The 25361-nt window shown below is 40.5% G+C and carries 29 protein-coding genes and 1 tRNA gene; 6 read left to right on the top strand and 24 right to left on the bottom strand.

Features of this window, described 5'->3' with window-relative positions:
- Positions 1-100: 100 nt before the first annotated feature.
- A complete protein-coding gene (locus tag MHB67_RS11365) occupies positions 101-976 on the bottom strand; it encodes an STAS domain-containing protein (RefSeq protein ID WP_024422979.1) in 876 nt (291 codons plus the stop codon).
- A gap of 97 nt (positions 977-1073) precedes the next feature.
- Here MHB67_RS11365 and MHB67_RS11370 point away from each other — a divergent pair.
- Positions 1074-1144: transfer RNA gene (locus tag MHB67_RS11370), tRNA-Gln, on the top strand.
- A 55-nt stretch (positions 1145-1199) separates the two neighbouring features.
- Here the strand turns inward: MHB67_RS11370 and MHB67_RS11375 are convergent.
- Positions 1200-1580, bottom strand: coding sequence for a Spx/MgsR family RNA polymerase-binding regulatory protein (locus tag MHB67_RS11375; RefSeq protein ID WP_007501232.1), 381 nt, complete (start codon positions 1578-1580; stop codon positions 1200-1202).
- 212 nt (positions 1581-1792) lie between these two features.
- Here MHB67_RS11375 and MHB67_RS11380 point away from each other — a divergent pair, with 212 nt between their 5' ends.
- Entirely contained in the window at positions 1793-2035 is a 243-nt protein-coding gene (locus MHB67_RS11380) for a DUF2626 domain-containing protein (RefSeq protein WP_003217440.1), read from the top strand.
- Positions 2036-2082: 47 nt separating this feature from the next.
- On the opposite strand, the gene MHB67_RS11385 is transcribed toward MHB67_RS11380, so the two are convergent.
- On the bottom strand, positions 2083-2721 hold the full coding sequence (locus tag MHB67_RS11385; protein WP_024422981.1) for an MBL fold metallo-hydrolase: 639 nt from the start codon (positions 2719-2721) through the stop codon (positions 2083-2085).
- Between the two features lie 157 nt (positions 2722-2878).
- On the opposite strand from MHB67_RS11385, the gene MHB67_RS11390 reads away from it, so the two are divergent.
- Positions 2879-3052 (top strand): DUF2759 domain-containing protein, encoded by a 174-nt coding sequence (locus MHB67_RS11390; protein ID WP_003217333.1) that lies wholly within the window; start codon positions 2879-2881, stop codon positions 3050-3052.
- Between the two features lie 25 nt (positions 3053-3077).
- Here MHB67_RS11390 and MHB67_RS11395 read toward each other — a convergent pair whose 3' ends face one another.
- From MHB67_RS11395 to rpmG, 11 genes are all read right to left on the bottom strand, one after another.
- Complete coding sequence (locus MHB67_RS11395; RefSeq protein WP_024427984.1) at positions 3078-3392, bottom strand: MTH1187 family thiamine-binding protein; 315 nt, start codon at positions 3390-3392, stop codon at positions 3078-3080.
- 76 nt (positions 3393-3468) lie between these two features.
- A complete protein-coding gene (locus tag MHB67_RS11400; RefSeq protein ID WP_133744200.1) occupies positions 3469-4722 on the bottom strand; it encodes an MFS transporter in 1254 nt (417 codons plus the stop codon).
- Positions 4723-4876: 154 nt separating this feature from the next.
- The gene (locus tag MHB67_RS11405) at positions 4877-6001 is read right to left on the bottom strand and encodes a M14 family metallocarboxypeptidase (RefSeq protein WP_342492522.1); all 1125 of its coding nucleotides are present in this window, start codon (positions 5999-6001) and stop codon (positions 4877-4879) included.
- A gap of 84 nt (positions 6002-6085) precedes the next feature.
- Positions 6086-8005 carry an LTA synthase family protein gene (locus MHB67_RS11410; RefSeq protein WP_024427981.1) on the bottom strand — a complete coding sequence of 640 codons (1920 nt, stop codon included), beginning with the start codon at positions 8003-8005 and terminating at the stop codon, positions 6086-6088.
- Between the two features lie 213 nt (positions 8006-8218).
- The gene (locus MHB67_RS11415) at positions 8219-9172 is read right to left on the bottom strand and encodes an ROK family glucokinase (protein WP_024422986.1); all 954 of its coding nucleotides are present in this window, start codon (positions 9170-9172) and stop codon (positions 8219-8221) included.
- 13 nt (positions 9173-9185) lie between these two features.
- On the bottom strand, positions 9186-9389 hold the full coding sequence (locus MHB67_RS11420; protein ID WP_025092967.1) for a YqgQ family protein: 204 nt from the start codon (positions 9387-9389) through the stop codon (positions 9186-9188).
- Positions 9390-9459: 70 nt separating this feature from the next.
- Positions 9460-10998 (bottom strand): rhomboid family intramembrane serine protease, encoded by a 1539-nt coding sequence (locus MHB67_RS11425; protein WP_342492523.1) that lies wholly within the window; start codon positions 10996-10998, stop codon positions 9460-9462.
- A gap of 86 nt (positions 10999-11084) precedes the next feature.
- Positions 11085-11258: a hypothetical protein gene (locus tag MHB67_RS11430; RefSeq protein ID WP_162176177.1), complete on the bottom strand. Its 174-nt coding sequence runs from the start codon at positions 11256-11258 to the stop codon at positions 11085-11087.
- 296 nt (positions 11259-11554) lie between these two features.
- A complete protein-coding gene (locus tag MHB67_RS11435) occupies positions 11555-11896 on the bottom strand; it encodes a hypothetical protein (RefSeq protein WP_234107219.1) in 342 nt (113 codons plus the stop codon).
- Between the two features lie 56 nt (positions 11897-11952).
- Positions 11953-12513, bottom strand: a complete 561-nt coding sequence (locus tag MHB67_RS11440) for a 5-formyltetrahydrofolate cyclo-ligase (RefSeq protein WP_342492524.1) — start codon at positions 12511-12513, stop codon at positions 11953-11955.
- Between the two features lie 48 nt (positions 12514-12561).
- Positions 12562-12711: a 50S ribosomal protein L33 gene (rpmG, locus tag MHB67_RS11445; RefSeq protein WP_008360061.1), complete on the bottom strand. Its 150-nt coding sequence runs from the start codon at positions 12709-12711 to the stop codon at positions 12562-12564.
- A 413-nt stretch (positions 12712-13124) separates the two neighbouring features.
- Between rpmG and MHB67_RS11450 the strand changes: the two genes are divergently transcribed.
- A complete protein-coding gene (locus MHB67_RS11450; protein ID WP_024422989.1) occupies positions 13125-13472 on the top strand; it encodes a hypothetical protein in 348 nt (115 codons plus the stop codon).
- Complete coding sequence (locus MHB67_RS11455; protein ID WP_024422990.1) at positions 13469-13969, top strand: endolytic transglycosylase MltG; 501 nt, start codon at positions 13469-13471, stop codon at positions 13967-13969. The genes MHB67_RS11450 and MHB67_RS11455 overlap by 4 nt, the downstream gene beginning before the upstream one ends.
- Before the next feature lie 41 nt (positions 13970-14010).
- Here MHB67_RS11455 and pstB (MHB67_RS11460) read toward each other — a convergent pair whose 3' ends face one another.
- The 9 genes from pstB (MHB67_RS11460) to MHB67_RS11500 all read right to left on the bottom strand — a co-directional run bounded on the left by pstB (MHB67_RS11460) (position 14011) and on the right by MHB67_RS11500 (position 23815).
- Positions 14011-14793, bottom strand: a complete 783-nt coding sequence (gene pstB, locus MHB67_RS11460; RefSeq protein ID WP_024422991.1) for a phosphate ABC transporter ATP-binding protein PstB — start codon at positions 14791-14793, stop codon at positions 14011-14013.
- Between the two features lie 15 nt (positions 14794-14808).
- Complete coding sequence (gene pstB, locus MHB67_RS11465; protein WP_169510668.1) at positions 14809-15612, bottom strand: phosphate ABC transporter ATP-binding protein PstB; 804 nt, start codon at positions 15610-15612, stop codon at positions 14809-14811.
- A gap of 32 nt (positions 15613-15644) precedes the next feature.
- Positions 15645-16529, bottom strand: coding sequence for a phosphate ABC transporter permease PstA (pstA, locus tag MHB67_RS11470; RefSeq protein ID WP_024422993.1), 885 nt, complete (start codon positions 16527-16529; stop codon positions 15645-15647).
- Positions 16529-17455, bottom strand: coding sequence for a phosphate ABC transporter permease subunit PstC (pstC, locus tag MHB67_RS11475; RefSeq protein ID WP_024422994.1), 927 nt, complete (start codon positions 17453-17455; stop codon positions 16529-16531). The genes pstA and pstC overlap by 1 nt, the downstream gene beginning before the upstream one ends.
- A gap of 79 nt (positions 17456-17534) precedes the next feature.
- Positions 17535-18452: a phosphate ABC transporter substrate-binding protein gene (locus MHB67_RS11480; RefSeq protein ID WP_024422995.1), complete on the bottom strand. Its 918-nt coding sequence runs from the start codon at positions 18450-18452 to the stop codon at positions 17535-17537.
- A gap of 214 nt (positions 18453-18666) precedes the next feature.
- Complete coding sequence (locus MHB67_RS11485) at positions 18667-20802, bottom strand: penicillin-binding protein 2 (RefSeq protein ID WP_041106887.1); 2136 nt, start codon at positions 20800-20802, stop codon at positions 18667-18669.
- Positions 20803-20924: 122 nt separating this feature from the next.
- Complete coding sequence (locus tag MHB67_RS11490; protein ID WP_024422996.1) at positions 20925-22211, bottom strand: MFS transporter; 1287 nt, start codon at positions 22209-22211, stop codon at positions 20925-20927.
- Between the two features lie 328 nt (positions 22212-22539).
- Positions 22540-23148 carry a superoxide dismutase SodA gene (gene sodA / locus MHB67_RS11495; RefSeq protein ID WP_007501264.1) on the bottom strand — a complete coding sequence of 203 codons (609 nt, stop codon included), beginning with the start codon at positions 23146-23148 and terminating at the stop codon, positions 22540-22542.
- A gap of 181 nt (positions 23149-23329) precedes the next feature.
- Entirely contained in the window at positions 23330-23815 is a 486-nt protein-coding gene (locus MHB67_RS11500; protein WP_212048541.1) for a DUF456 domain-containing protein, read from the bottom strand.
- Between the two features lie 145 nt (positions 23816-23960).
- Here MHB67_RS11500 and MHB67_RS11505 point away from each other — a divergent pair, with 145 nt between their 5' ends.
- On the top strand, positions 23961-24719 hold the full coding sequence (locus MHB67_RS11505) for a DUF1189 domain-containing protein (protein WP_025092961.1): 759 nt from the start codon (positions 23961-23963) through the stop codon (positions 24717-24719).
- A gap of 72 nt (positions 24720-24791) precedes the next feature.
- On the opposite strand, the gene MHB67_RS11510 is transcribed toward MHB67_RS11505, so the two are convergent.
- Positions 24792-25337: a GNAT family protein gene (locus MHB67_RS11510; RefSeq protein ID WP_151862655.1), complete on the bottom strand. Its 546-nt coding sequence runs from the start codon at positions 25335-25337 to the stop codon at positions 24792-24794.
- Positions 25338-25361: the final 24 nt, after the last annotated feature.

The following is a 25361-nucleotide window of genomic DNA, read 5'->3' on the forward strand; positions in this document are numbered from 1 at the left end:
ACTAATAAATGATGAAAACCCTCAACTCACGATGCATTACATCATTTTTTAGAAAAGAGCATATAAAAAAACCTGACTTTTACAAGTACAGGTTTTTTGGTCATGATGTGGCTTCTTGCGGCTGCTCTTCAAAGATACGAAATCCTCTTTTTTCTAACGCTTTTGCAAGGCTATGCTCAGTATTTACTTTTGAGAAATCAATGCCCAGTTTCACTACAGTTTGAGCGATCTCTGGTCGGATGCCTGAAATAATCGTCTCAATTCCTAGCAGTTTCGCACTATCGACCACTTTAAACAGCTGATAAGCCACCATCGTATCAACAACGGGAACACCAGAAATATCAATAAATAAGTGCGTTAGACGCAGTCTTGAAGCCTGTTCTAGTACGGATTCCAGAATGATTTTGGCCCGGTACGTATCGATCTCTCCAATCAGCGGCAAAATCCCAATTTCCTTTGATACTGGAATAACTGGGGCACTTAGTTCTTGAATCATCTCTCTTTGTGCATTCAGCTGACTAAGTGTCACGCGGTCATATTCTTCTGATAAACGCTCAATCATGTCATCAAATGTGGCGTGAAAGTGCTGATTCCACTGACACACATCTTGCAGCGTCACTTCAAGCTCGGTTTCTTGGGTGAATGTCTCAATTCTCGAACAGAAAATGTGGCGGAAAATCTTAAACTGTCCAATGATTTCATATAGCGGCACCTCGTGCACTGCTCGATCACGTGCAATATCAACAGACCACTTTTTCAAATGGTTTTCTACTTTGTCAGACAGTGTCACAAGCGTGGCTGCAATGGTTTGAATAAACGCTGTGTTCTGTTCCTTCAGCTTCTTTTCCGTTTCCTCTGAAGCATGTTTAGAATATAATGAGCCTTCTTCTGTTCTTGTTTTTAGCCATTCTTCGGTCATGACAGGGGCTTCTTTTAGGATAAATTCATATAATTGCTTAGATTTTTCATTTTTCATTTACTTCTTTCGCTCCTTTTTCACTAAAATTCGTGACATACAACTTTTATGTATAAATGACCGCAGATGGTGAACAATATCATTACACGTTTGATATTGGGCTATAGCCAAGTGGTAAGGCAATGGACTTTGACTCCGTGATCGTTGGTTCGAACCCAGCTAGCCCAGTTCAGCACAAAAACGAAGACGGCTGAAGCATGTTTCAGCTGATCTTCGTTTTTTATTAGGAAACTGATTGATGAATCGCTTTCTTTTTTGATATTTTCATGAGTTCTCCTGGATTATAACCTACTACCAGTTTATTTCCATCAATAATGATTGGTCTCCGTAGCAGCTTTGGTTTTTCAATGAGAAGCTGTAAGACCTCGTTTACTTTTAAGTCATTAATATTTAAATTTAAGCTTTTAAAAGCCTGACTTCGTGTGGCTAAAATTTCATCCATTCCTTCAGTTGTTAAAGAAAGAATCTTTTTTAATTCATCTAGTGTTGGCGTTTCTCTGAAAAGGTGACGCTCTTTAAAATCAATTTGATTCGCCTTTAACCAATGTTTTGTTTTGCGGCAAGACGTGCAGCTCGGGTATGAATAAAAAGTAATGTCACTCATTAGTCTTCCTCCTTAGGTCGTTAACCTTTTCTCTTATGGAGTAAGTACCCTCATGTTTTTCAGCATAAACACTTTTTCATCATTTTTTCAAAAAAATTTTTTCTACATTCAAAATAAATTGTTCACATGATGTCAAAAATGTAAATGTTTACATAACAAGTGATGATCAGCTATAATATGAATCAAAGGGGTTTTTAAGGGGAGGGAAAGAAATGAATCGCATGTTCCGCGTGCTTGGCTTTTGGACGGGTATTTTTGCTGTCATGTTCTATTTAGGACATATGAAAGATGCATCGCTGCTGTTCTTCGGTCAAACCGTTCTTTTTGTATTTTTATCCTACTTGAATTTATCCGAAAGAATGTATATTTACATTTTCGGAGCGTACTTGACGATTTTCTTTGCCGGATTTACATATTATTCGATTTTCATCATGGTTCCCGGTACCGGACATTAATTGAAAAAAGCATCTCTTTTAAAGAGATGCTTTTTTCATGCCTGCAATTAAAGAGAAAAACCATTAATAAACGGATTTTGCTCCTGCTCCGTCAGCACAGTCGTTTCCCCGCCATGTCCGCTTAAAACAAGAGTTGATTCTGGCAATGACAATAATTTTTGATGGATTGATTGTAGCAGCACTTCCTGACTGCCGCCTACTAAATCTGTTCTCCCGATGCCGCCTTCAAATAGCGTGTCACCAGAAATAACAAAGCCCTCTTCCGCCGAATAGTAAGACACACTGCCTGGTGAATGCCCTGGTGTATGGAACATTTCTAATGTAAACGATCCAATTTGAAGCGTTCCTTCTGACGTAATCAATTTTTCAGCTTCTTTGACCGTAATTCCATTCCCAATCAATCGAGCTGAACCGTTTAATTCAGCGTTCGTGAGCCATTCTTTTTCATTTTCGTGTACATACAGCGGCACTCCCCACTCTTCGCGCACCTCATCTGCCGCGCCAATATGATCAAAATGAGCATGTGTCAATAAGACAGCAAGCGGTGTAAGCTGTTTTTCTTTTACATAGGAAATCAGCTTTTGCGCTTCACCGCCTGGATCAAAAATTAAGCATTCTCCCTGCTCATTTTTCCAAATATATGCGTTCGCTTGTACATAGCCTAGTGGCATTCTTCTCCAATTCATTTTCATCACCTACTTTATTCATTCTTTTTTATTATGAAGGCTATTCAATAAAAATTCAAACAATCGTCAACTGGAATCTACTCGACAAGCTTTATGAAAACGGTTAAAATGAAAAGAAAGGAAATCAAGGGGATTGATGACAAAGGGGGACTTTCACATGATGCTCGTCATTATTTTTGGTCTAGTCACGATTTTAGCTGCGCTCGGTATCTATCGCTCACTAAAAAAAGTGAACGTACTTGCCATCGCTTTTGCAGGCGCTACATTTTTGGTTTTTGGATGGTTCACTGTCATGACCATCATCTATAGCGGTTATCCAACTGCACATTAAAAGCCTGCTTATAGCAGGCTTTTTTTTATTGATTTAAATGCTTATTCACGCTTTCTAATTTGCTTGTAAGTGTTGTGGTTTGATCCCGTCTGTCATCGATGCGAATATTGGTCGCTACTCGGTGCAATCCCTTTTCAAAAGGGGCTTCATGAATGCGCTGAATGACCTCAAATAAAACGGATAATTCGCCTTCAATTAACGTATTCATCGGTGTTAATTGATATTTGATTTTTCCTTCTTGTTGAAAACCTTCTAAAATTCTTTGTACATCTGCTACGTAAGCACTGACACTTGGTGTTTCAGTGCCTATTGGAATGATGGTGACGTCTGCTATAGCCATAATTTTTCCCCTTTCAATTAAATTCTCATGTTTTCTCGTCCTCATTGTAACCTATCCTCATTCAATCATGCCATGCTTACGTTGCGTTTACGGCAGGTTTGTCTCGTTCTATCGTCAAATCCGCTCTCTCTACCTTCCCGATCTTTGTAAACAGAAGCAGGCATATACCTGAAACAGCTTCAATGATACCGCCAGCCGCAATGACATACCCAGATCCAAATAGGGTTGCCATATAACCGCCAATGAGGGCGCCTAACGGAATCATCAAATAGGAAATCATGTTAATGATCGCATACACTTGCGGCTGATCCTCTGCCTTAACTGACAATTGAATCATCGTATGTTCGGGTACGTTAACTGCACTAATGGCTGCTCCTAAAGCAAAAGCTGATATAAACACAAGTGGTAACAATGCGTTCATACCTGTGATAAAGAAGGCAATTCCATCAACAATCCCAGCACCTATAAACAGCAATCCATACCGATTCACTTTTATCTTTGTCAAAACAAATCCCATCAAAAATGCCCCTAGTGCGGTAGTGACTTTGATGAACGAATAGACGACCGGTCCACTATGTAAGTCTTCCGTTAAATAAATAACAGACAATGCTTCCCATGGTGCCGCAGCAAAGTTTGAGCAGACACAAAAAATCGCTAATGGAAACAAAATATGATGGCTTTTAACAAGTGAAAAACCTCGAATTAATCTTTTGCCGTAAGATAACCCTTTTTTGGCTTTATCGATGATGAATTCTGTTTGATATGAAATCATGAACACCAATAAAGCGGACAAAAGGTAAAGAGGAATGATCACAAGCATTGTATAACCTACGCCTACAAACGCAATCATGACACCACAAATCGTGACCGTCACAAGTCTTACTACATGACTTGCTGATTGGATCGTTGCATTCGCTTTTTGTATGAGGTCCTCATGAACAAGCTTTGGGATAATCGATACAGATGCCGGTTCATAGGAGCCTCCTGTCGCCGAATGCAGCAGCATACAGCCAATGATGAGGACTAATGGTGTGAAACCATAAAAGTAACTAACCACGATCACAAGGATAATCGCTCCTCGTGTTAAATCAGCAAAACACATCCAAAATTTCAATTGATGCGGCTTCATCATAGGCGTAATAAATGGTCCAACAATCGCTTGAGGAACAAAGCTGACTGCAATAAAAAAAGCTGTCCCTATGGCCCCTTTCCCTCCTAGTACTAAAAGCCACAAGATGGTGTTGAAAGATAAACTATCAGCCGTAATTTTGCACATTTTAGAAACAAATAAATAAGTAAAATTTCTTTTCCACAGGCTTTGAGCACTCAATGGTCGACATCTCCCTAAATCATATCCTTTTTTTTACATCCATATCTTTCACAATAGCTTACAAGGAGGCCTTCGTCAATTGCTTCAACATTGTTTTTATTGACCATAAGCAATTGATTTTCTCAAAATATGAAAAAGCACCAGACAGGTGCTTTTAACACTTACACGCTTCCCACAAAAGCCGCTTTGTTTTTTCATAGATCGAATCAAATTGATCCATGGAAAGAGGATTTTTCCCTAGACCAAGCTCGACTGTATAGCCCTCACTATGAAATTGATAAATAAACCAATCGCGATAGCCTGCATAGCTGTCGAGATATTGGACCGGTTTGTAGCCGCTCACTCGTTCGAATCGTTTGACCGTTTCTTTTGAGATGGCTGGCTCATGGCCAAGAAACCCCCAATAGATCTCTTCTCCTTGTGTATGAAGGGCGATCAGCCGGTCAAATCGTTTTCGCAACGCAAGATTGGCCATCGCTTTCGCTTCTGGTTCTGTTAATGGCTCGCGCCCAGGATAATCCCGGTAGGACGGTGCCTTCGACTGATGACGATAGTACTCGATCTCCCAATAAGCAGGGAATTGATTGTTTAAATCCACCCCTCGAATATTTGCTTTCCATTCCCGGTAATCGGAATATCCCTCGTTTAGCAGTGTGAATTCTTCACGATGAAGACCTAGTGACTCCGGTCCATTACGAACCAAATCCACTCCATCTGGATTGACCATTGGCACGATGGATAAAGCGGTGGTCTGCAGGATATGAACCGCTTCATAATGTCTTGCCTGAACCGGATCTGACGCTGCTAAGCAAAGCGATTTCAACCATTTTAATAAAACAGACGTCGTGATCCATTCATTTGCATGAAATGAGGCATTGAGATGAATAGAATGTAAATGCTGAACAGGCTCTGTTCGGATCTCATAAATAGGTGTATCAAGCACTGAATGGCCAATAACGCTGATATGAAGAAAAGGAAATACGGCTTTCAAGCGGCTCAGCTCTTCTTCTAATCGAGCGCTATCATATTCAAATGTTCCATTAATCCAATCATCGGATTGCTGCAGTCTGTAAGGTGCAATAAATCTCTGCACATCACCTATCGAATCAAATACATGGACTCCTTCTGGAAGTCTATATCCCGGTAAAAGAAGGTTATCAGTGCTTGATTGATTAGATAAATGAAAAGCAGCTTTACCAATACCAAGCTGCTTTGCCACAGCATCCCTCCCTGTTTCATCCAGCTGCCATTCAATTTTTCCAAACGACGTTGTCTTCATTTACATCCCTCCTCTCATACTATATGAGCCGTCAGACAAAAAAAGAAAACCTCTGCTTCTAAAATAGCAGAGGTTTTTCATCTATTAGGACGCCTTTTTCAGCTCCGTTTCACCTTCTTTTTTGGATGGTGAATGGTCCGGGCTGTTTCGATCATAAAATCTAAGGAGATCTCCGTAGATGATTTGATCAGAGAATTGAAGCTCCTGCTTCGCTTTCTCTTCATAAGACTGACACACATTTTTATCATCTGCTGGCTCGCCTGTCTCTTTATTGTAGCAAACACCATCTGTAAAAATGCTGTCCTTCGTAATAAAGCTTCCATCACGGAGTACTGTAAAGTCATTCGTATCTTTTGATAAAAGGTCATGACCAAATTGAATTTGTTTACTTGTATCAATCCCTAGAAGATTGAGTACAGTTGGACGGATATCGACCTGACCGCCTACCGTATCAATTTCTTTTGGATGTTGATCCGTTACCCCTGGAATGTGTACAACAAACGGGACTTTTTGAAGCTGCACTTCTTCAAATGGCGTAATCTCTTTATTTAAGAATTGTCCCATGGCTTCGTTATGGTTTTCAGAAATTCCGTAGTGATCCCCATACAAAACAAAAATGGAGTTATCGTATAACCCAGCTTCCTTCATCTTCTTAAAGAAAAGCTTAAGGGCTTCATCTTGATAACGCACTGTAGGGAAGTACTTGTTCAGTGTTTTGCTCTTTGAATCATATTCATCAATGAGCTTATCTTCTTCATCTAAATCAAAAGGGAAATGGTTCGTTAATGTAATCAATCTCGTATAGAAAGGCTGCGGGATCGATTTCATTAATTCAGCGGACTGCTCAAAAAACGGACCATCTTTCAGTCCCCAGCCAACTGAGTTTTCTTCATTCACATCAAATGATTTAATATCAAAGAACTTATCGTAGCCAAAGCTATCGTAGATAAGGTCACGGTTCCAGAAGCTTTTGTTATTCGCATGAATAACAGAAGAGTGGTAGCCCTCATCCTTTAACAGCTCAGGTGTCGCTGTAAACTCATTACTTGGATTTGTGAAGAACACAGCCCCTCTTCCAAGTGGATAAAGAGAATTATCTACAATAAATTCTGAATCAGATGTTTTCCCTTGACCTGTTTGATGATAAAAATTAGTAAAGTTATAGCTCTTCTTGATCAATTTGTTTAAAAACGGAGTAATTTCTTTCCCGTTTAATTTTTCATTGATCACGAAACTCTGTGTAGATTCAAGTGATACAAGAATGACATTTCGTCCTTTTGCTTGACCAAATGTCTTTTCATTACGGTCCGTTTGATTTGCGCTTACATAGTTTTCAATTTCAGTTAAGCTATTGCTGTCAGCAAGAGCTCGTTGGGCGGACTGCTTCGATTGCAATACCCCATCATAAATATGGAAGTTATATAAGCTGATATTTTTCACCAGCATCTCACGGTCAAATGAGCGAGTAAGCAGTTCTGGTCTTTCTGTTTCAGCTAAACCAAGGTTAAAGAAAAATGTAGCTGCCACAAATAAGTAATATGCTGCTCGTTCTTTTCGTGAAACGGTGACATCTGTTCTAAAGGAAGGCTGTTTTTTATAGAGCCAAATTAAAATGATGATATCAACAAACATCAGTAAATCGACTGGTTCAATTAAAGAGGTAATACTGGACCCAAGGTCACCCATATTGTTTGTTTGAAATAGGACGGGGATGGTTAGAAAATCACTATAGAATCGATAAAACACAATGTTGGCTAACAAAACGAATGTTAGGATAAAGCTTGTCACGATGATGTATCGATTGCGATTTTTTTCTTTGAAAAATAAACCGATACCGAAGATAAACAAGAGAAAGCTAAGCGGATTTATAAACAGGATAAACTCCTGCATGAAATTTTCAATTTTAATATTGAAGCTAGATTTATAGATAACATAGGTTTTGACCCACATCAGCAATGTCGCAATCAGTAAAAATGAAATCGCCTTTAATCTATTCTTTCGCATTGTAACCTCCTTATGCTAAGCGCGCACCCAGGCTCTAGATATACCCTAATTATTGGTGCTTCTAGAAAAATAACTAAAGTATATCTTATCCTGTATATGATGGAAAATCAATGTCTTTTTCCTCATGACAAACTTATGAATATGCTAAACATCCAATTTCATGCCTATCTATCGCTTTTTTTAATAAAAATGACATCATTATGACTTTTTTGTTCAAGACAGCCATTTGTTTTTTGCCATCCATGCACCGCCGATAACACCCGCATCGTTTCCGAGTGATGCAATTACCACTTCAACATCGTCAGCGCAAGGCGGGAAAGCATGTTGTTTCACAATGCGCTCTACTTTACTGCGAAGAAGCTCACCTGCTTTTGAAACACCGCCGCCAATTACAATTTTTGTTGGGTTTAAAGCACTAGCAAGATTCGCTAGGACAAGTCCAAGATGTGTCGTCACTTCTTCTACGACACGCATTGCAAGATCATCTCCATTTTCTGCCGCTTCAAATACATTCTTTGCCGATAGCGAAGCGAGCTTGCCAAGTGAAGATGTATGCTGCTCGGTTTCTAATTTATCCTTTGCAATCCGGACGATGCCAGTTGCAGATGCAATCGTTTCAATACAGCCTGTTCTTCCGCAGTTACACGGTGCTCCTTGAAATGGAACGGCACAAATATGGCCAATTTCTCCGCCAGCACCTGTCTCCCCTTGAACAACTTCACCGTTGACGATGATGCCGCCGCCAACCCCTGTTCCAAGTGTGACCATCAGGATATTTTTTGCGCCATCGCCTGCACCCTTCCACATTTCACCGAGTGCAGCAATATTCGCATCATTTTCAATGACAGATGGAAGTCCCGTCTCTGCCTCTAGGTGATCTTTCAAGGGGTAGTTTGTCCAGCCCAGATTCGTTGTTTTATAGACAATGCCAGATACTTTATCTACAGGTCCAGGTGCACCCATTCCGATCCCAATAAGTGCTGATTTCGGCATACTGATCTCAACCAGTTTATGGTCAATTGATTTGGCAATATCGACTGTGATCGTCTGCCCGGATTTATCCGTAGGAATCTCCCACTTATGCTGAATTTCACCATATAGATTAATGAACGCAAGCTTAATTGTCGTACCGCCAAGATCAATACCTACAAACCAATCCCCTGTCATATGCCCTCCACCTTCACATTGTTTTTCGATTTAATTTGGCTAGCTCCATTTGAAGAATCGTCATTGCGTTTGACCATTCGGTCCGGTCAATGATGCCCGCTGTATACATTTCCTTCAATTCGTCTGCCATAAATTCTAATTCTACTTCACGATCTCCGAAATACACATAATTTCCAAATCTCATGAGCAGCTGCTGTACATCATATAACGTTTTCATTGTTTCCACCATTTCTTTTCATCAACAGATAGGATAAGCGTATTCATAAATGCGCTTTCAGTCAAGTCATTCAACGTGTTTGACTATTTTCGATATATTGTTTCAGCTTTAAAAATTGATCATTTTGAGGATCTTGTTTTAACGCTTTCGCTAATAGATCCTCTGCTTTCGCTGTCTCTCCTTTTTCTACGTATAAAAGCGATAAATGATACAGTTTATTTGGATCATCTGGATCTTTTTCAAGCGACTTTTGTAAAAATTGAATAGCCTTATCAAGTTGGCCCTGCTGCGCTTCCGATAGTGCATAGATATGAAGTGCCTCAGCTGATGCATCTTTATCGTGCACATATTCCTCTAGTCGTTCACTTGCTTCGCTATACTTTTTCTCATCAAATAAACTTGCTGCCTCACTTGTTGCCGCTGCTTCCTTTTGATTGTCAGAATGAAACCCTGTATACAATCCAAAACCACCAATAAAGAGCAAAGCAGCACTCGCAAGAAGCATTTTGACAGGCTGGATCTGTTTAGGCAGACGGACAGCTAATGCCGTGAAAAAACCGCCAACCAGGCCGCCAAGATGCCCTGCGTTATCAATACCTGATACAGTGAAGCCTATTCCTAGGTTGATGAGGATAATGACAATAATATTTGTCCCCATCGTCCGAAAGAAAAGCTTTCGGTTTGAGATGGCTAAATATAACAGTGCGCCTAAGCAGCCAAAGATCGCGCCAGATGCGCCGGCAGCAATTGCCGTATTAAACACAAAGCTCGCTATAGAGCCAAAAATGCCGGAAATCAAATAGATGAGCAAAAATCTTCCCGACCCATAAATTCTCTCAACAGCCGCTCCAACGGACCAAAGAGCAAAAGTATTAAAGAGTAAGTGCGTCAAGCCAATATGTAAAAACATTGGTGTCATCAGGCGCCACCATTCACCCTCTAAAATCAGCACATTATTTTTAGCACCAAATGCTGTTAAAGTTGCGGTATTGGTACTTCCGCCTGACAGCTCAAGTAAAAGAAACATCACCACTTGGACAGCGATCAGCAAGTAGGTGAAAATGGGTCTGCCATTTTGAAAAACGGCCAATTCTCGTTCACGCTGCTTTTCCTGATCATCAAATGCCTGAAGCACGTTCCTTTTCAGCTGCATTGCATCCTCAGCTGTATCTTTCTTCGCTTCTTCTACATCAACTGCAAGCGATGTATTCAGCCATTTTTGCAGTTCGTTTACATCGTTTTGAAGCGTGTCTGCATTGAGTAATACAGGAGTAACTGTCACCTTATTCTCTTTTTGCGGCTGACCGTTTAGGTCTTCCCAATCATCTACTGGAACATCAGTTGTAAATTGCAGCTGCAGGAGATGAAGAGATCGTTTACGCATAGCTTCTCTCAGCTGATTGATCCGATATGTTTGCTCTTCGATATCTCGAACGATCTCCTGCCTGAAATTCACATCTTTTCTATATAGACGGATGAGATCATAACCTGAGTTTCGTGGTGCTTCAAAAAATATTTCATCTTCTGGGTACGGACTTTGAATCATCTCGTATCCTTTTTGTCTAAGTTCATCAACAACTCGCCAAAATAAACTATCTATGACATTCATACATTCGCGCTCCATTTTTTACATTATTATAGCAAGAATCGTTCTTATCCGCATTTCTAAACAAAAAAATCCCGGCTTTTGCGGGATTAGAATGCTTGGCGAATAAATTTCGTCCGAAAATATGGGATTTTCATCAGCCATTTAATCAAAAAGTGCCGGACTTGATTTTGCCCTAAAACCAAATTCATGAGCCGATAACGATTTTGCACGAGAACGAATGCAAACAGTGTGAACACAATGCTCCAAATCATTTTATTCATCATATTCCCTCCTATGTTCGTATCGTGGCTTAAATAGGATTTGTTTATGCATGAACCATCGTTTTTATCGCTTAAAAGGTTCCTTTCATAAAGAGGCCTTCACAATCTAATCCCTTGTTCTTTTGATTGAATATAATAGACCTCTCCGCACTCTGATTGATCATAAGAAACATCAAATGGATGAAGTTCGATTAAATCCTTGAAAGTATGAGGCAGCTTACAATTCTGCTCTAACTCCTCCACCTTGTGCGGGAAGTAACTGTCGTATGGATTTGGTGTATGAACATATACAGCGTCTAAACCAGGGTCATGTTCGTGAATACAAATCCAAGTTTGGTATGGCTTTTAAAGCTTTCAAGCTGTTTTACACGCCTATGATATAAAGCGATATGAGCTTTGATATGCTCTCTTCTTATTTTATAGCTATTTTCCCCGACTCCAAAAAAATCAAGGTGCGTATGCCTAAAATAAAACCATAAATCACGATCAAGTTTTAAGTCACAAGTATTCACTTCCTCCCACATATTACGGAAGTATCTTTTCTTTCCACGAAATTTTTTCAAAACATATCCCCCGTCAGCTAAAATGCCTTTTAATGAAGAATGTTGATCGCTATCGTGCATGTGACTTTTGATCATAAGCAAGCACCTTCGCTCAACAAAAAAAGCCCGTTCATATGTATATGCAGCGGACTTTATTTTAGATATATGGTACCTTTCTCACTGACCATGATTGAGACCGGGATGTCGTGCGTTTCAGCCGGAATATGCTCGGTTTGCTGTACTGTTAAACAAAGGGCAAGCGTTTCGCCGTGATAGTCAGCTAAGTAGCGGTCATAATAGCCGCCCCCATATCCGATACGGTAGCCTTTTCGATCGAAGCACACACCAGGCACAATGATCAAATCGATTGATTCTTTAGATGCAGTTGCCGACGTCAGAGGATCTGGCTCCAATAGCCCAAAGTAGCGGGAGATCATTTTCGTTTCTGGTGTATATTTATAAAACGTCATCTCTTTTGTTTCCGGAAAACAGGTGGGTACACATACTGTTTTCCCCTCCCGCCATGCTTTTTCAATGAGAGGCATTGTCGGTACCTCTTTTCCTCTAGACATGGTAAGTGCAACCGTATTCGCTTGTTTCCATGCTGGCAGTTGAAACAAGCGCTCATGAAGTAAAGCGGTGCTTCGCTTGAATTCTTCGGCACTCATCTGGTCCAGCTTGGCTAATGTTTGAAAGCGAAGTTCCTTTTTCACACAGATCATCTCCCATCATAAAAAAACAGCAGGAAAATTCCCTGCTGCTTACTTTGTTTCACGATGTAAAGTTTGTTTTTTATCACGTGAGCAATACTTTTTGAATTCAACGCGATCTGGATTGTTTCGCTTATTCTTTTTAGTAATATAGTTACGCTCACCGCATTCAGTGCAAGCTAGAGTAATATTTACGCGCATGTTTTTCCCTCCAAACTAAAATCAATTCACATTCAGACCTAACTATAATACCACTTCTAGCTTAGGAATGCTAGAATGTTTTTTCACCAATTTGAATTTCAGTGCAATCCCTCCACGTTCTGATCCATATCGCACGGTCAATTCATGAAAAATAGCCTGCTCCCCTATAAAACCTCAATCTTTGTCGTACTGTATACATGAGAAACCCTCTTTTATTTTGACAGCGAGCAAGATTTTCATACTCGTTTTTCATATAAAAAGAAAAAAGATGAAAAAAAGGTGATTTTTTCAGCAATTCCTTTTGAAACTAGCTTTTTTATGGTATAAAAAAGAAGGGTCGAAAACTGTCTGAAACAATCATGAAAGCCTTTTATGGCTTTCAGCATTAAAATATGAATAAAAGGTGATGAAACATGGAAATTGCAATTATCGGATTGCTTGTTGTCAGTATCGTACTGATCGCATTCTCATATTTTCAAAGAGAGCCGATTAAAGAAGTCGAGCAGGAACTTGAAACACTTCAACTATCTGCAATGCAAGAAATCTATAAACTGAAAAAGAAAATGAAGGTTCTTGAAGAAGAATTGCTTGAAACAAACATTGTCGTCCGCAAACATTCAGAAATTGATCCATCTATCGCAAGACAAATCATTTCAAAGCATCAAAATGGCATGTCTCCTGAGGCCATTGCGCGCGCTGAGCATGTATCTGTAGATGAGGTCAACATGATCATTAAAGACAATGAGAAGGTGCTTGTATGACGAAAAAAAGCATCCAAACGTTTGCGGCAGGTATGATTCTTGCAACTGGTGTTCTGGCGATCGTTTTTTTCCTCACTGGAAAAGATGAAGCGGCGGCTGATACAACCACAAAAGAAACGCTCGCAGCGAAAGTAACAGACACCGATGTGAAAAACTATTTAGACTCTAAAAAAGAAGTCTCTGTCAGCCGTGAAACATATCAGCAGCTTCTTGATTATAAAGAAAAAGCACTGAAAGCAAATGAAGACGGCGATTCTAAAAATGATAAAGAAACATCGGACAAGCCTAAAGGCAAATCGGTCAAATTTGTTATTAAAAACGGGATGAGCACAAGTGACGTTTCAGACATGCTTGAAAAAGACGGAATTATCAACTCGTCTAAAGATTTTAATGATTACGTGATTGACGCCGGCTACCATAAAGAAATTCGTGCAGGCAAGTTCAATTTAAAAACAGGGATGACGTTCAAACAAATCGTCAAAGCCTTAACAAAATAACAACAATACCCCCTGGCGGCGCTGACCTCCAGGGGGTTTTATTATCCAAATCGACCAGATATATAATCATTTGTTCTTTGATCATTTGGCTCTGAGAACATCACATTCGTATCATTGACCTCAACAAGCTCTCCCATTAAAAAGAAGGCTGTTCTATCTGATACCCTCGCCGCTTGCTGCATGTTATGCGTCACAATGGCAATCGTGTATTTCTCTTTTAATTTCATAATTAATTCTTCAATCTTTAATGTTGAGACAGGATCAAGCGCTGATGTTGGTTCATCCATTAGTAAAATGTCTGGGCTTGTAGCAATAGCTCTTGCGATACAAAGACGCTGCTGCTGACCGCCGGAAAGACCTAATGCTGGTGCATTTAATCGATCTTTCACTTCATCCCAAAGGGCAACATCACGAAGCGCTTTTTCAGCGATTTCTTTCAATTGCTGCTTGCTCTTCACGCCATGAATTCTTGGTCCGTAGACGACATTATCAAAGATAGACTGAGGGAATGGGTTTCCTTTTTGAAAGACCATCCCGACGTTTTTACGCAGTTCCACTAGATCAACGCGGCCTTTTAAAATATTGTCGCCGTTATACATCATATCTCCGGTGATTTTCACACCTGGCACTGTTTTGACCATAAGATTTAAGGTTTTGATAAACGTTGACTTTCCGCAGCCTGACGGACCGATAATTGCTGTGACTTCATGCTCTTTAATGTCTAAATCAATATGCTTCAGTGCGTGATGCTGTCCGTACCAAAGGTTCATATCATTCACACGAAACACTTCTTTTTTTGCTGTTTCAGTTGCTACTGCATTCATCAAAATCCACCCGCCTTATCCAAATCGACCATTGATATAGTCTTCTGTTTTTTGCTGCGCAGGACGTGTAAAGATACGTTCAGTGGCATCATATTCTACTAGATCACCGTTCAGGAAAAAGGCCGTATGATCAGATACACGTAACGCTTGCTGCATGTTGTGTGTCACAATGACGATCGAATAATCATTTTTCAAATCTGATAATAGCTCTTCAATTTTTGCATTTGAGATCGGGTCTAGGGCAGAAGCAGGTTCATCTAACAAAAGAACGCTGGGCTTCATCGCAAGTGTACGCGCAATACAAAGGCGCTGCTGCTGACCGCCGGATAATGACAAAGCCGAGCGGTGCAGACGATCTTTGACTTCATCCCACAGCGCCGCTTTTGTTAAGCTTTCCTCTACCGCATCATCAAGCACTGATTTTCTTTTTTCACCCGCATACTTTAACGCATGGGTAATGTTATTGTAGATCGATTTAGGAAATGGGTTTGGTTTTTGGAAAACCATGCCGATTTCTCTTCTTAAATTCACCACATTAATGCGGTCATCCAAAATATTGAGTCCTTCGTACATGATCGCACCTTCACTTCTCGCACCTGGGATCAAGTCGTTCATGCGGTTAATGCTGCGTAAAAAGGTTGATTTCCCGCAGCCAGATGGGCCGATTAATGCGGTAATTGCGTTCTTCTCAATTTCAAATGAAATGTGATTGACCGCTCTTTTTTCACCATAATAAATGCTTAAATCCTGCACCTGTAAAATCTGTTCCGCTTGAAGTGGAGCCTTTTTTGCTGCAATCTCTTTTTTTTCTGCTAGCATTTGAACCATATCCCCTTCACACCTCTCTCACATTATTTTGACGTAAGCTTTTTATGAATAAATGAACCAAGCCATCTAGCTGCTAAGTTAAATACTAAAACTGAAAGCACAAGTACGGCTGATGCACCATTTGCAATGGCCTCTGCATCTGGAATGATTCCTTGTGTATTGACGTTCCATATATGAACGGCTAATGTTTCTGCCGGTCTAAAAATATTCAGCGGTGACGTATCAGAAAATGGACTCCAGTTTGTAAAATCAAGACGCGGTGTGGTGAGACCTGCTGTGAAAAGAAGCGCTGCTGCCTCCCCAAAGACTCTTCCTGATGCTAAAATCGCACCGGTAATAATAGAAGGAATCGCACCTGGAATCAGGACTGTCTTCACTGTATGCCATTTCGTCACACCGAGCGCAAGTGATGCTTCCTTTTGGTCCTTCGGTACAGAGCGAAGCGCGTCTTCTGTCACCCTGACCATCACTGGCAAGTTAAATACCGTGAGCGCAAGAGCTCCTCCGATGATCGTATAGCCCCAGCCTGTTAAATTGACAAACATGAGTAAACCAAACATACCAATGACAATAGAAGGAAGTGAAGACAACACTTCAATACATGTGCGAATAAAATCAGTGACTTTGTTTTGAGGCGCATATTCAGCCATGTACACTCCACCGCCGACACCAAGTGGTACTGTGATCAACATTGTTATAAACAAAATGTAAAACGAGTTAAACAGCTGATCCCTAATACCGCCGCCAGAGCCAATTGCACTTGAGCGGGTTGTCAAAAAGTCAAAATTTAATTCTTTTGCACCGTTGAAGATGATATAAGAAAACAAACCAATTAGGATCGCCGTAATAATGGCGGCACATAATCCAAAAACAAACGTGGCAAAACGATCGGTCATTTTGCTATTCATTAAATCTTCCTCCTAGACGACAAGTATCTGATAATGAGTATGAACATAAACGATACAACTAGAAGGACAAGACCCATTGACCAAAGTGTATTGTTTTCAACACTTCCATACGTTGTGTGACCCATGTTTAACGTAATAATGGTTGTTAATGTACCAGCTGTATCCATAATGCTCTCTGGTAAATTACGCGTGTTTCCAATGACCATCTGAACGGCAAGGGCTTCACCAAATGCTCTTGCCATTCCAAGAACGACTGCTGTCATTAATGTTGGAAGAGCTGCCGGTACAAGCACACGTCTAATCGTTTGCCATCTTGTAGCGCCAAGTGCATAGGATCCCTCACGTAAGCTTTTTGGAAGGGAAGCCATTGCATCAGTTGCAATAGATGTAACGGTTGGCAGAATCATAATAGACAGGACAATCGTTCCTGCTAACACACTGTGCCCTGAGCCGCTTGACTTGAAATGTCCGATAAACGGCACCAATACTGTAAGACCTATGAATCCGTAAACAACGGATGGAATCCCTACAAGCAATTCAATGACTGGCTGGAGAATTTTCCGGCCCCATGCAGGTGCAATTTCGGTCATAAAGATCGCTCCTGCTATGCCTAGCGGCGCTGCAATAAGTGCCGATAGAAGCGTGACGGCGATCGATCCAAAGATAAAAGGAAATGCGCCGTACTCCGGGTTTTCTGCTGTTGGGTTCCAATTGATACTGGTTAAGAACTCAATTGGGCTTACACCATTTACGATGAAAGATTGTAAACCCTTAATGCCAAGGAATATTGTGATGGCGATGGATACTGCAATCATTAAGAATGCGCAGAATTTCACCAAAATACTTCCTCTTACTTCATCCATTTGCCTATTTTTCTTCGAGCTGATCAGCCGATCGCTCGCTTCTGTATGTTCTATCTGCTTCATCTTTTTCTACACTCCTATGAATGTCATAAAAGGAAAAGTGAAATGCTCCACTTTTCCTTCATCAGCAATTCAAGACCTCTTACTTATCCGATTGTTTGCCTGTTGCGTCTCTTTCTACTTTCATATTAGAGACTGAGATGTAGCCTTGGTCTTTGACGATTTCTTTTTGTACTTCATCACTCATAAGGTAATCTAAGAATTGTTTTGCTAGACCTTCCGGCTCACCTTTTGTATAAGAGTGCTCGTATGCCCAAATTGTATATTTACCGCTTTCTACATTGCTTTCTTCTGGTTTCACACCATCAATGCTAAGCGGTGTAATTTTGTCATCTGTTAAATAAGAGAATGCTAGGTATCCAATCGCACCTGGTGTTTCTGCAATCAGCTTTTTCACTGTGTTTGAAGAATCTTCTGTGATTCCTTCTGCAGGTGTTGCACCATCAAGTGCATATTTCACAAATGTTGCACGTGTTCCTGAAGAATCAGGTCTGTTAACAAGCGTGATTTTTTGGTCTTTCCCGCCAAGCTCTTTCCAGTTTTTGATTTTACCAGTGAAGATTTTTTTCAATTCGTCCTTTGTGATGTCTTTGACACCCACTTCAGGGTTTACAGCTGCGGCCATTCCAACAACTGCTACTTTGTGGTCTTTTAAAGCTTTTGCGTCGACTCCGTCTTTCTCTTCAGCGAATACATCTGAGTTACCAATTTGTACAGATCCTTCTGAAACTTGAGAAAGTCCTGTTCCTGAACCGCCGGCTTGTACTTGAATATCGGCTTTTGGATGTTTATCCATGAATTTTTCTGCTGCCGCAAGAACTAAAGGCTGCATCGCAGATGATCCTGAGATGGTAATGGAACCTGATGCCTCATCTTTGTTTGAAGCATTTCCTTTACTGTCTTTTGAATCTCCGCTTGAGCTGCTGTTTCCGCATGCTGTGACGAATGCTAACAATGCGATAGTAAGGAAAGTAAGCAGCCATAATTTGTTCTTTTTCATTTCAAGAATACCCCCTGAATAATTTGTCCTACGAGTAATACATTAAAGGTTCTTTATTAATTTCGTTTAAATGGAATGTTAAGGTTTTGTAAATGTCGAAATTTTGTAGAGAAATTGCGGCGTTTTTTATGAATTTTGTCAATTTATATCGGAATTTTTGAAGAAAACGTAAAAAAACGCCCACAAAAAGTGAGCGTTTTTACCTATGAAAGGTCTAGTTATTTGTTTCTGCTTCATTTTCAATTTTGTTTTTGTTTTTCGCCTGTGTATCATTGCTTTCCTGTTTTGATTTCAGTTCAAAATACTTATCTAATACTTGTTCACCAATATCATTTGTAATTGGATAGCGCTGGTTGTAGTCTTGATACACCCATGGCACGACAACGGAAATAGCCACTTCTGGATTATCAGCTGGCGCATACGCAACAAGAGTTGTGTTATACGTCGATGTACCGCGCTTGCTTTTAATTGGACCGTCATAGAATGATTGAGCGGTTCCTGTTTTGCCGGCTGGATTATACTTTTTGTTGCCAAAGTTTGAATAGGCTGTCCCTCTTGGGTTCTGCATGACAAGCTTGAAGCCTTGCTGAACGCGTTTGATCTCATCACTTGTCATGTCTAGCTTATTCAATACATCCGGTTTGACGGATTCCGTCACAGCTCCAATGCCTCGCTGCGGGTCTGACTCTCTCACTTCTTTGACAAGCTGCGGACGTAAACGATACCCGCCATTTGCAATGGTTGAAACGTATTGCGCCATTTGCAGCGGTGTAAACGTATCATACTGTCCAATCGCATAGTCAAGTAAGAGACCCGATTGTGTAGACGTTCCTCTGTAGCCCGTTGCTTCGTTTGGCAGGTCAATACCGGTTTTGACGCCAAGGCCAAATTTACTGAAATTGTAGCGGAACGTATCAAATGCTTTCGGATCAATTGGGAGCGGCTGCTTTTTACGATATTCGCTTTTCCCAATGGCGATCGCTGTTTTGAACATATATACGTTTGATGAACGCTCTAGTGCTGTTAAATCATTAATAAGTCCCATATTTTGATAGGATTTCTTCGGCGGTGAATTGGCGATATAAAGAGGTTCATCGTATTGGGTACTTCCAATATGAATAGCGCCTGTTTTATATCCAGTCAGTACCGTTGCCCCTTTTACGGCTGATCCCATCGCATATGAGGAGGTCATCGTTCCTAATGCGTAGTCATCGAATTTGTATTTTCCGTTTTTGTTTGAAATCTGCTTACCCGCAACAGAGAGAACCTCTCCATTTCTCGGGTCCATCATGACAACAAATGCGCGGTCAAGAAGCTCAGTTCCCCCTCTTTGTTTCGCACTTTTCAAGTTCTTTTCAATAATTTTTTCAACCGCTTTTTGCAGCTGAATATCAATGGTAAGCACAAGGTCTTTCCCGCTCTTACCTTCTGTTAACACTTTAGAGCTTGTGACATTGCCCTGTTTATCAGTTGTACTCTGTTCTTTTTCCTTTTGGCCCTGCAGGACATCTTCATATTGATATTCGAGATAGCTTTTTCCTACACGGTCATTTCGGCTGTAGCCGAGTGATAGATAATGCTCAAGAAGTGACTGCGGAAGACCTTCATCACTCGAAGAAACACTGCCGAGCATACTGCGGAGCAGTCCTTTATACGGATAGCTGCGTGACCAGTCTGTCGTCACATCAACACCTGGCAGCTCGTCCAAATGCTCAGAGACGTAAGCAATTTCGCTTGGCTTTACATCTTCATTTTTAATAAATTGAGGCGTAAGTGCATAGCCTCCATCCATCTGCCTTTTAATGGCAAGCACTTGTAAATCTTTTTTCGTCAGTTGATTTAATTCCTTGTCTGTGATGCGTTTTAGCTGAAGCTCATATAGTTTATCATCAGAGACCTTATCGTCACCCTTTAATTCTGATTCCTTTTGAACAAGCTTTTTCGCTTCATTTGGATGCGTTAAGATCCAGAAATCTTTTTTGTCACGATCTGTGATTTTTTTCGTACTCACATGAATCATATCCGCTAATTTTGATGCCACTTTGAGCCGCTCTTCTTGTGAAGTCGTCGAGGTTCTCGTATATGTAATGGCATTTAGCGCTTTATTGCTGACAATCGTATTGTAGTTTCGATCATAAATTTTTCCGCGCGGAGCAGATGAGCTGACATTCACATCCTCTTGTTTTTCTGCCTGCTTTTTATAATCTTCTCCATTGACAATTTGCACAAATCCGAGCCTAACGACAACGCCGGTAAAAATAATAAAGGCAGCTAAAAATAATAAATTCAGCCGGATCGGAAGTGTTTTGCGCCCTTCCTTCGCGTCTTTTTTGTTTTTCTTGTTTCTCATCACATCACCTTTTCTATCAAGAAAGAAATGGCACCCCTTTTTGTGTATAAAAGGTGCCATCATCATTTTAGCGGTTTTTCTATCATTTATCTAGAAATTTGATGTTCCATAGGTAAGAAATTTTACCTTTCTCCCTTAATAAGGTTCGTTTGAGAAACTGGCTTTTGACCGTCAGCCTCTTTCATATCAGCTGTTTTTTCTTTCAAATGAATATCTTTTACAAAGTAATAAATGAGGGTGTGCCCCGCTCCGAGCACAACAAGTGATGCCGGGATTCCGAGCTCATCACCTAGTAAGGTGACAGACAGCAGGAACAAAACAATCGAACAAATACGGCCGGCATTTAAAAATAGCTCTCTGACCACAATATATTCAATTCGGGCCTTTCTGGCGTACCTTGCATGGCCAATGACATCATATGTTAAGGATACATAAGGAACAAGCAGGAGCGGATATCCTATTGCAATGGCTACCGCATACATCAGAAGTGATACATAGGACAAGTGGAAAACGATTAAAAACAAGGCGCCGTATAAAATCAGCCCGCCAAGCATGATGGCCTTCTTACGCCACTTTTTCTTAATCAAACGTGTAGCGAAGAAATAAGCAAAAAAGGCAACACCTGAATTCACTAAACCAAACGTCCCTAGAGCAAGCTCACTGTTTGTTGCAATAAACACAAAGACACTGATTAAGAAGACAAAGACCCCTTCACGAAGCCCTTGAAAAAAATGAGCTGTTGTAATCCTACGCCAATTCTCGTCTGCATGACGTTCTTTCCAAATTTGTTTGATCATAAATTTGCCTTTAGACTGCCTTCTTTTGAGGAAAAAGCTCATCACAACCGCTAGTGAAAACAAAAAAAGCGATAATGTGAAAATGACTGTGTAGCCTGTATCATCCGTTAACTGAGAAATGACAATCCCCGCAATGAGAGGACCGATCATGCCGGCAGTTGAGGAAAGCACCCCGAGAAATCCATTAAAGAAGTCTCTTGTTTCAGGCTCGGTGATCTCAAAGGTGAGTACATTAAAAGCAAGCCAGTAAAAACCATAGCCGATCCCAAGGACACTTCCCAATAAAACTAGCCGTGCGGCCGCTTGTTCTCCTGCCATTAAGACAATTAAATAAAAAGCGGCTAAAAAGATGACACCGAAACGAAGGACAAACGCCCGGTCTATTTTTTTTGCGAGCCGGCCAGCGAATAAAAACGTAATGGGCTGAAGCACCACAATGGCCAAGTTATAAATCGCAAGATCCGTGAATTTCCCAGACTGTTTCCATAAGTACACATTTACAAACGTATTCGAAAGCGCAATGGCAAGTGCGTATAACCCGCCAATCGTGAGGAGGAGCAATAAATCTTTTGTAACATCCATGTCCCCGAACATTTTCTTTAATCTGCTCATACCATTCATTCTCCTTTTCTACACAATAGTCTGTCTCATCAAAAGGCAGATATGTAAAAAAAGGAGGGAAAATATAAAAAGACCTGCTTCTCTTGAAAGCAGGTCTCAGCGTGTAGACAATCCCTTGCATTCGTTGTCAGTCCTGTGCGCTGGTGCTCACGAATAACATATTCGCTCCGCAAAAGTAGCCGTCCTTCCTAGACTTCAAAGGTTTTCTATCACGCTGAAGATGAAAGAAGACAAAGGGCTAAAATAAAGATCATTTTAGCCCTTTGTCAATAATCTAAGACCTGCTTCTCTTGAAAGCAGGTCTTTTCAAATCAAATCATTATTTTGCTTCGCTGTAAAGGCGAGCTACTTCATCCCAGTTCACAACATTCCAGAATGCTGAAATGTAATCAGGACGACGGTTTTGGTAGTTTAGGTAGTAAGCATGCTCCCAAACGTCTAGTCCTAGAATTGGCGTTTTGCCTTCAGTTAAAGGAGAATCTTGGTTTGGCGTGCTTGTGATTTCAAGTTTTCCATTGTTCACAACAAGCCATGCCCAACCAGAACCAAAGCGTCCTGCAGCTGCTGCAGCGAAATCAGATTTGAATTTTTCAAATCCACCTAGTTCTTTTTCGATTGCATCTGCAAGTTCACCAGTTGGTGCGCCGCCACCGTTTGGTGAAAGAAGCGTCCAGAATAATGAGTGGTTCGCATGTCCTCCGCCATTGTTACGTACAGCTGTACGAATGTTTTCAGGCACTGAGTTTAAGTTAGCCACTAGCTCTTCAATTGATTGATCTTCAAGAGCTGATACACCTTCGATTGCTTTGTTTAAGTTTGTTACATATGTGTTGTGGTGTTTTGTGTGGTGAATCGTCATTGTTTCCTTGTCGATATGTGGTTCTAATGCATCGTAAGCATATGGTAATTCTGGAAGTTTAAAAGCCATGGTTAAATTCCTCCTTAAAATGTATGTACTGAAATGCTTCCTCTGTAAGTCAGCAATTCACCCTACTCAAAGAGTATCAAAAGACACAGCTTGTTTCAACGTTATTGCTCATGTTCTGAAACATTTCAGTGTTTATTTTGTATTTAACCCTTTTGAAAAAGTTTTAAACACCCTTTTTTACTTAGCGAAGGACATAAACTAAAAAGATCCCTAGCATCAGCGCTTGAATCAATCCTTTTGCAAAAACACCTGATACAAATCCAATTAATGAGCCTAATCCGACTTTCACACTTGTCTTCAGATCTTTTTGATGAACAAGGAGCTCTGCAATGACACTCCCAAGAAATGGACCAATAATAATTCCTGCAATGGGTATCACAAAAGGACCAGCTAATAACCCAATGGTGCTTCCCCAAATAGCTGCCTTGCTGCCTCCAAAGCGCTTTACCCCAATAAGGTTTGAGACATAATCTGCCGCAAATAAGACGGCAGTAAACATGGCTTGAATGAGCCAGAACGTCAGGGTAAGCGGCTCGAAGCTAAAGAAGAAGCCATATAGAATAAATCCGAGAACCATAAAGACCACACTCGGAATAATTGGATAAACCAGTCCAACAAACGCAATGATAAATGCACAGCCAATCAGTATCCAATACAGAATGTCCAAGACCGTGCCGCCTCCTTTTTATATGCTGTATACATTATGCCTCATTCCCACTATCTTAACCAGTGGTGAAGGCCATACTTGTACTTGATGGATAGACATTGATACAATATGAGAAATAGAAAAGAATGTAGGAAGTGAATGGGTATTGAACGTATTTAATCTATTGTTAAAAGGAATTTATTCACCAAAAGATATTGCTAAAGCACGGTTTACAGGGATCGGTAAAGCGATTTTATTCATTTTTATCCTCTCAATTATCGCAGCAGTTCCTCAGGGGTATCATATGAGCCAAGAGATCTCGAATGCGATGTCAGGATTTCAGCATGTGATCAAAAAAGATTTACCCGACTTTTCAATCGAAAAAGGAAAGCTTCAAGCGGATCAAAGTGAACCAATAGAAAAAGAAGAAAACGGCATCACGATTATCTTTGATCCTGCTGAAAAAATAAAAGCAAGTGAGCTTGAATCAAAGCAAACGGCCATCGCTTTGTTAAAGGAAAAAGCAGTGATTGCTATTGATGGACAAATGACAGATATTCCATACCAGCTCCTTGGTGGAACGCTGACAAAAGATGAACTCGCCCGCGTCACAAATCAGAACCAAGCGATTATCATCCCTGTCATCTGTGTACTGCTATATCTATCAACTGCGGCTCTCATGTTTATCAGCGCAACATTCCTTGCGATGCTTGGTACATTTATTAAACGAATGCAGCAAAAAGAGCTGTCCTTCCAAATGCTTTGGAAGCTCTCCGCTTATTCACTCACATTAACAACGGTCTTTTTCGCCATTATGAGTGCATTAAACACGCCTGTTGCAAACTCATTTTTATTAAATTGGGTCATTAACTTTATCTTTTTATATCTTGTTGTGAAAGAAATTCCTGCAAAAAAAAGCAAATGATCCATCGAACATGGATTTGTCTACACAATGAAAGCTCCCCCGGCTCGGAGGAGCTTTTTATGTCTATTCATGCTAGGACTCATTTGGATGGATGATCGCAAACAAATAGTGATCCTCCCACACTCCATTAATCTTTACTTTTTTACGATTTAGTCCCTCATTTTCAAAACCTGTCTTTTCAAGTACACGAATGGAACCCTTATTACTTGGCTTTACTCCAGCCTCAATACGATGGAGATTCAACTCAAAAAAGGCATAGTCAATGATTAAACGAATGGCTTCTGTCATATATCCATTTCCGCCCTGCCTTTGATCGAGAACATACCCGAGCCAAGCTCCTTCTATCGGACCTCTTACGACAGAACTTAATGAGATCGTCCCAATTAAGGCACCTGTTTCATTTAAGAAAATACCATGCATGTAAGATTCATCTTGTGCAATTCTTTGCCTACTCCGCTGAATTCGTTCAATTTGACGAGGTAACGTGAAGAAATCATCTTTGACCAAAGGTGTAAATTCCTGAAAATATGAGCGATTCTCAAGCTCTAATGTTAACAGTGATTCTGCATCATTTTCTGTTAGTGTTCTCACATATATATGCTGACTAACTTTCTTCATTAAATCTCCCCCTTTCTTATTTTA

The sequence above is a fragment of the Bacillus sp. FSL H8-0516 genome, assembly GCF_038635285.1.
Taxonomy (GTDB): domain Bacteria; phylum Bacillota; class Bacilli; order Bacillales; family Bacillaceae; genus Bacillus; species Bacillus safensis.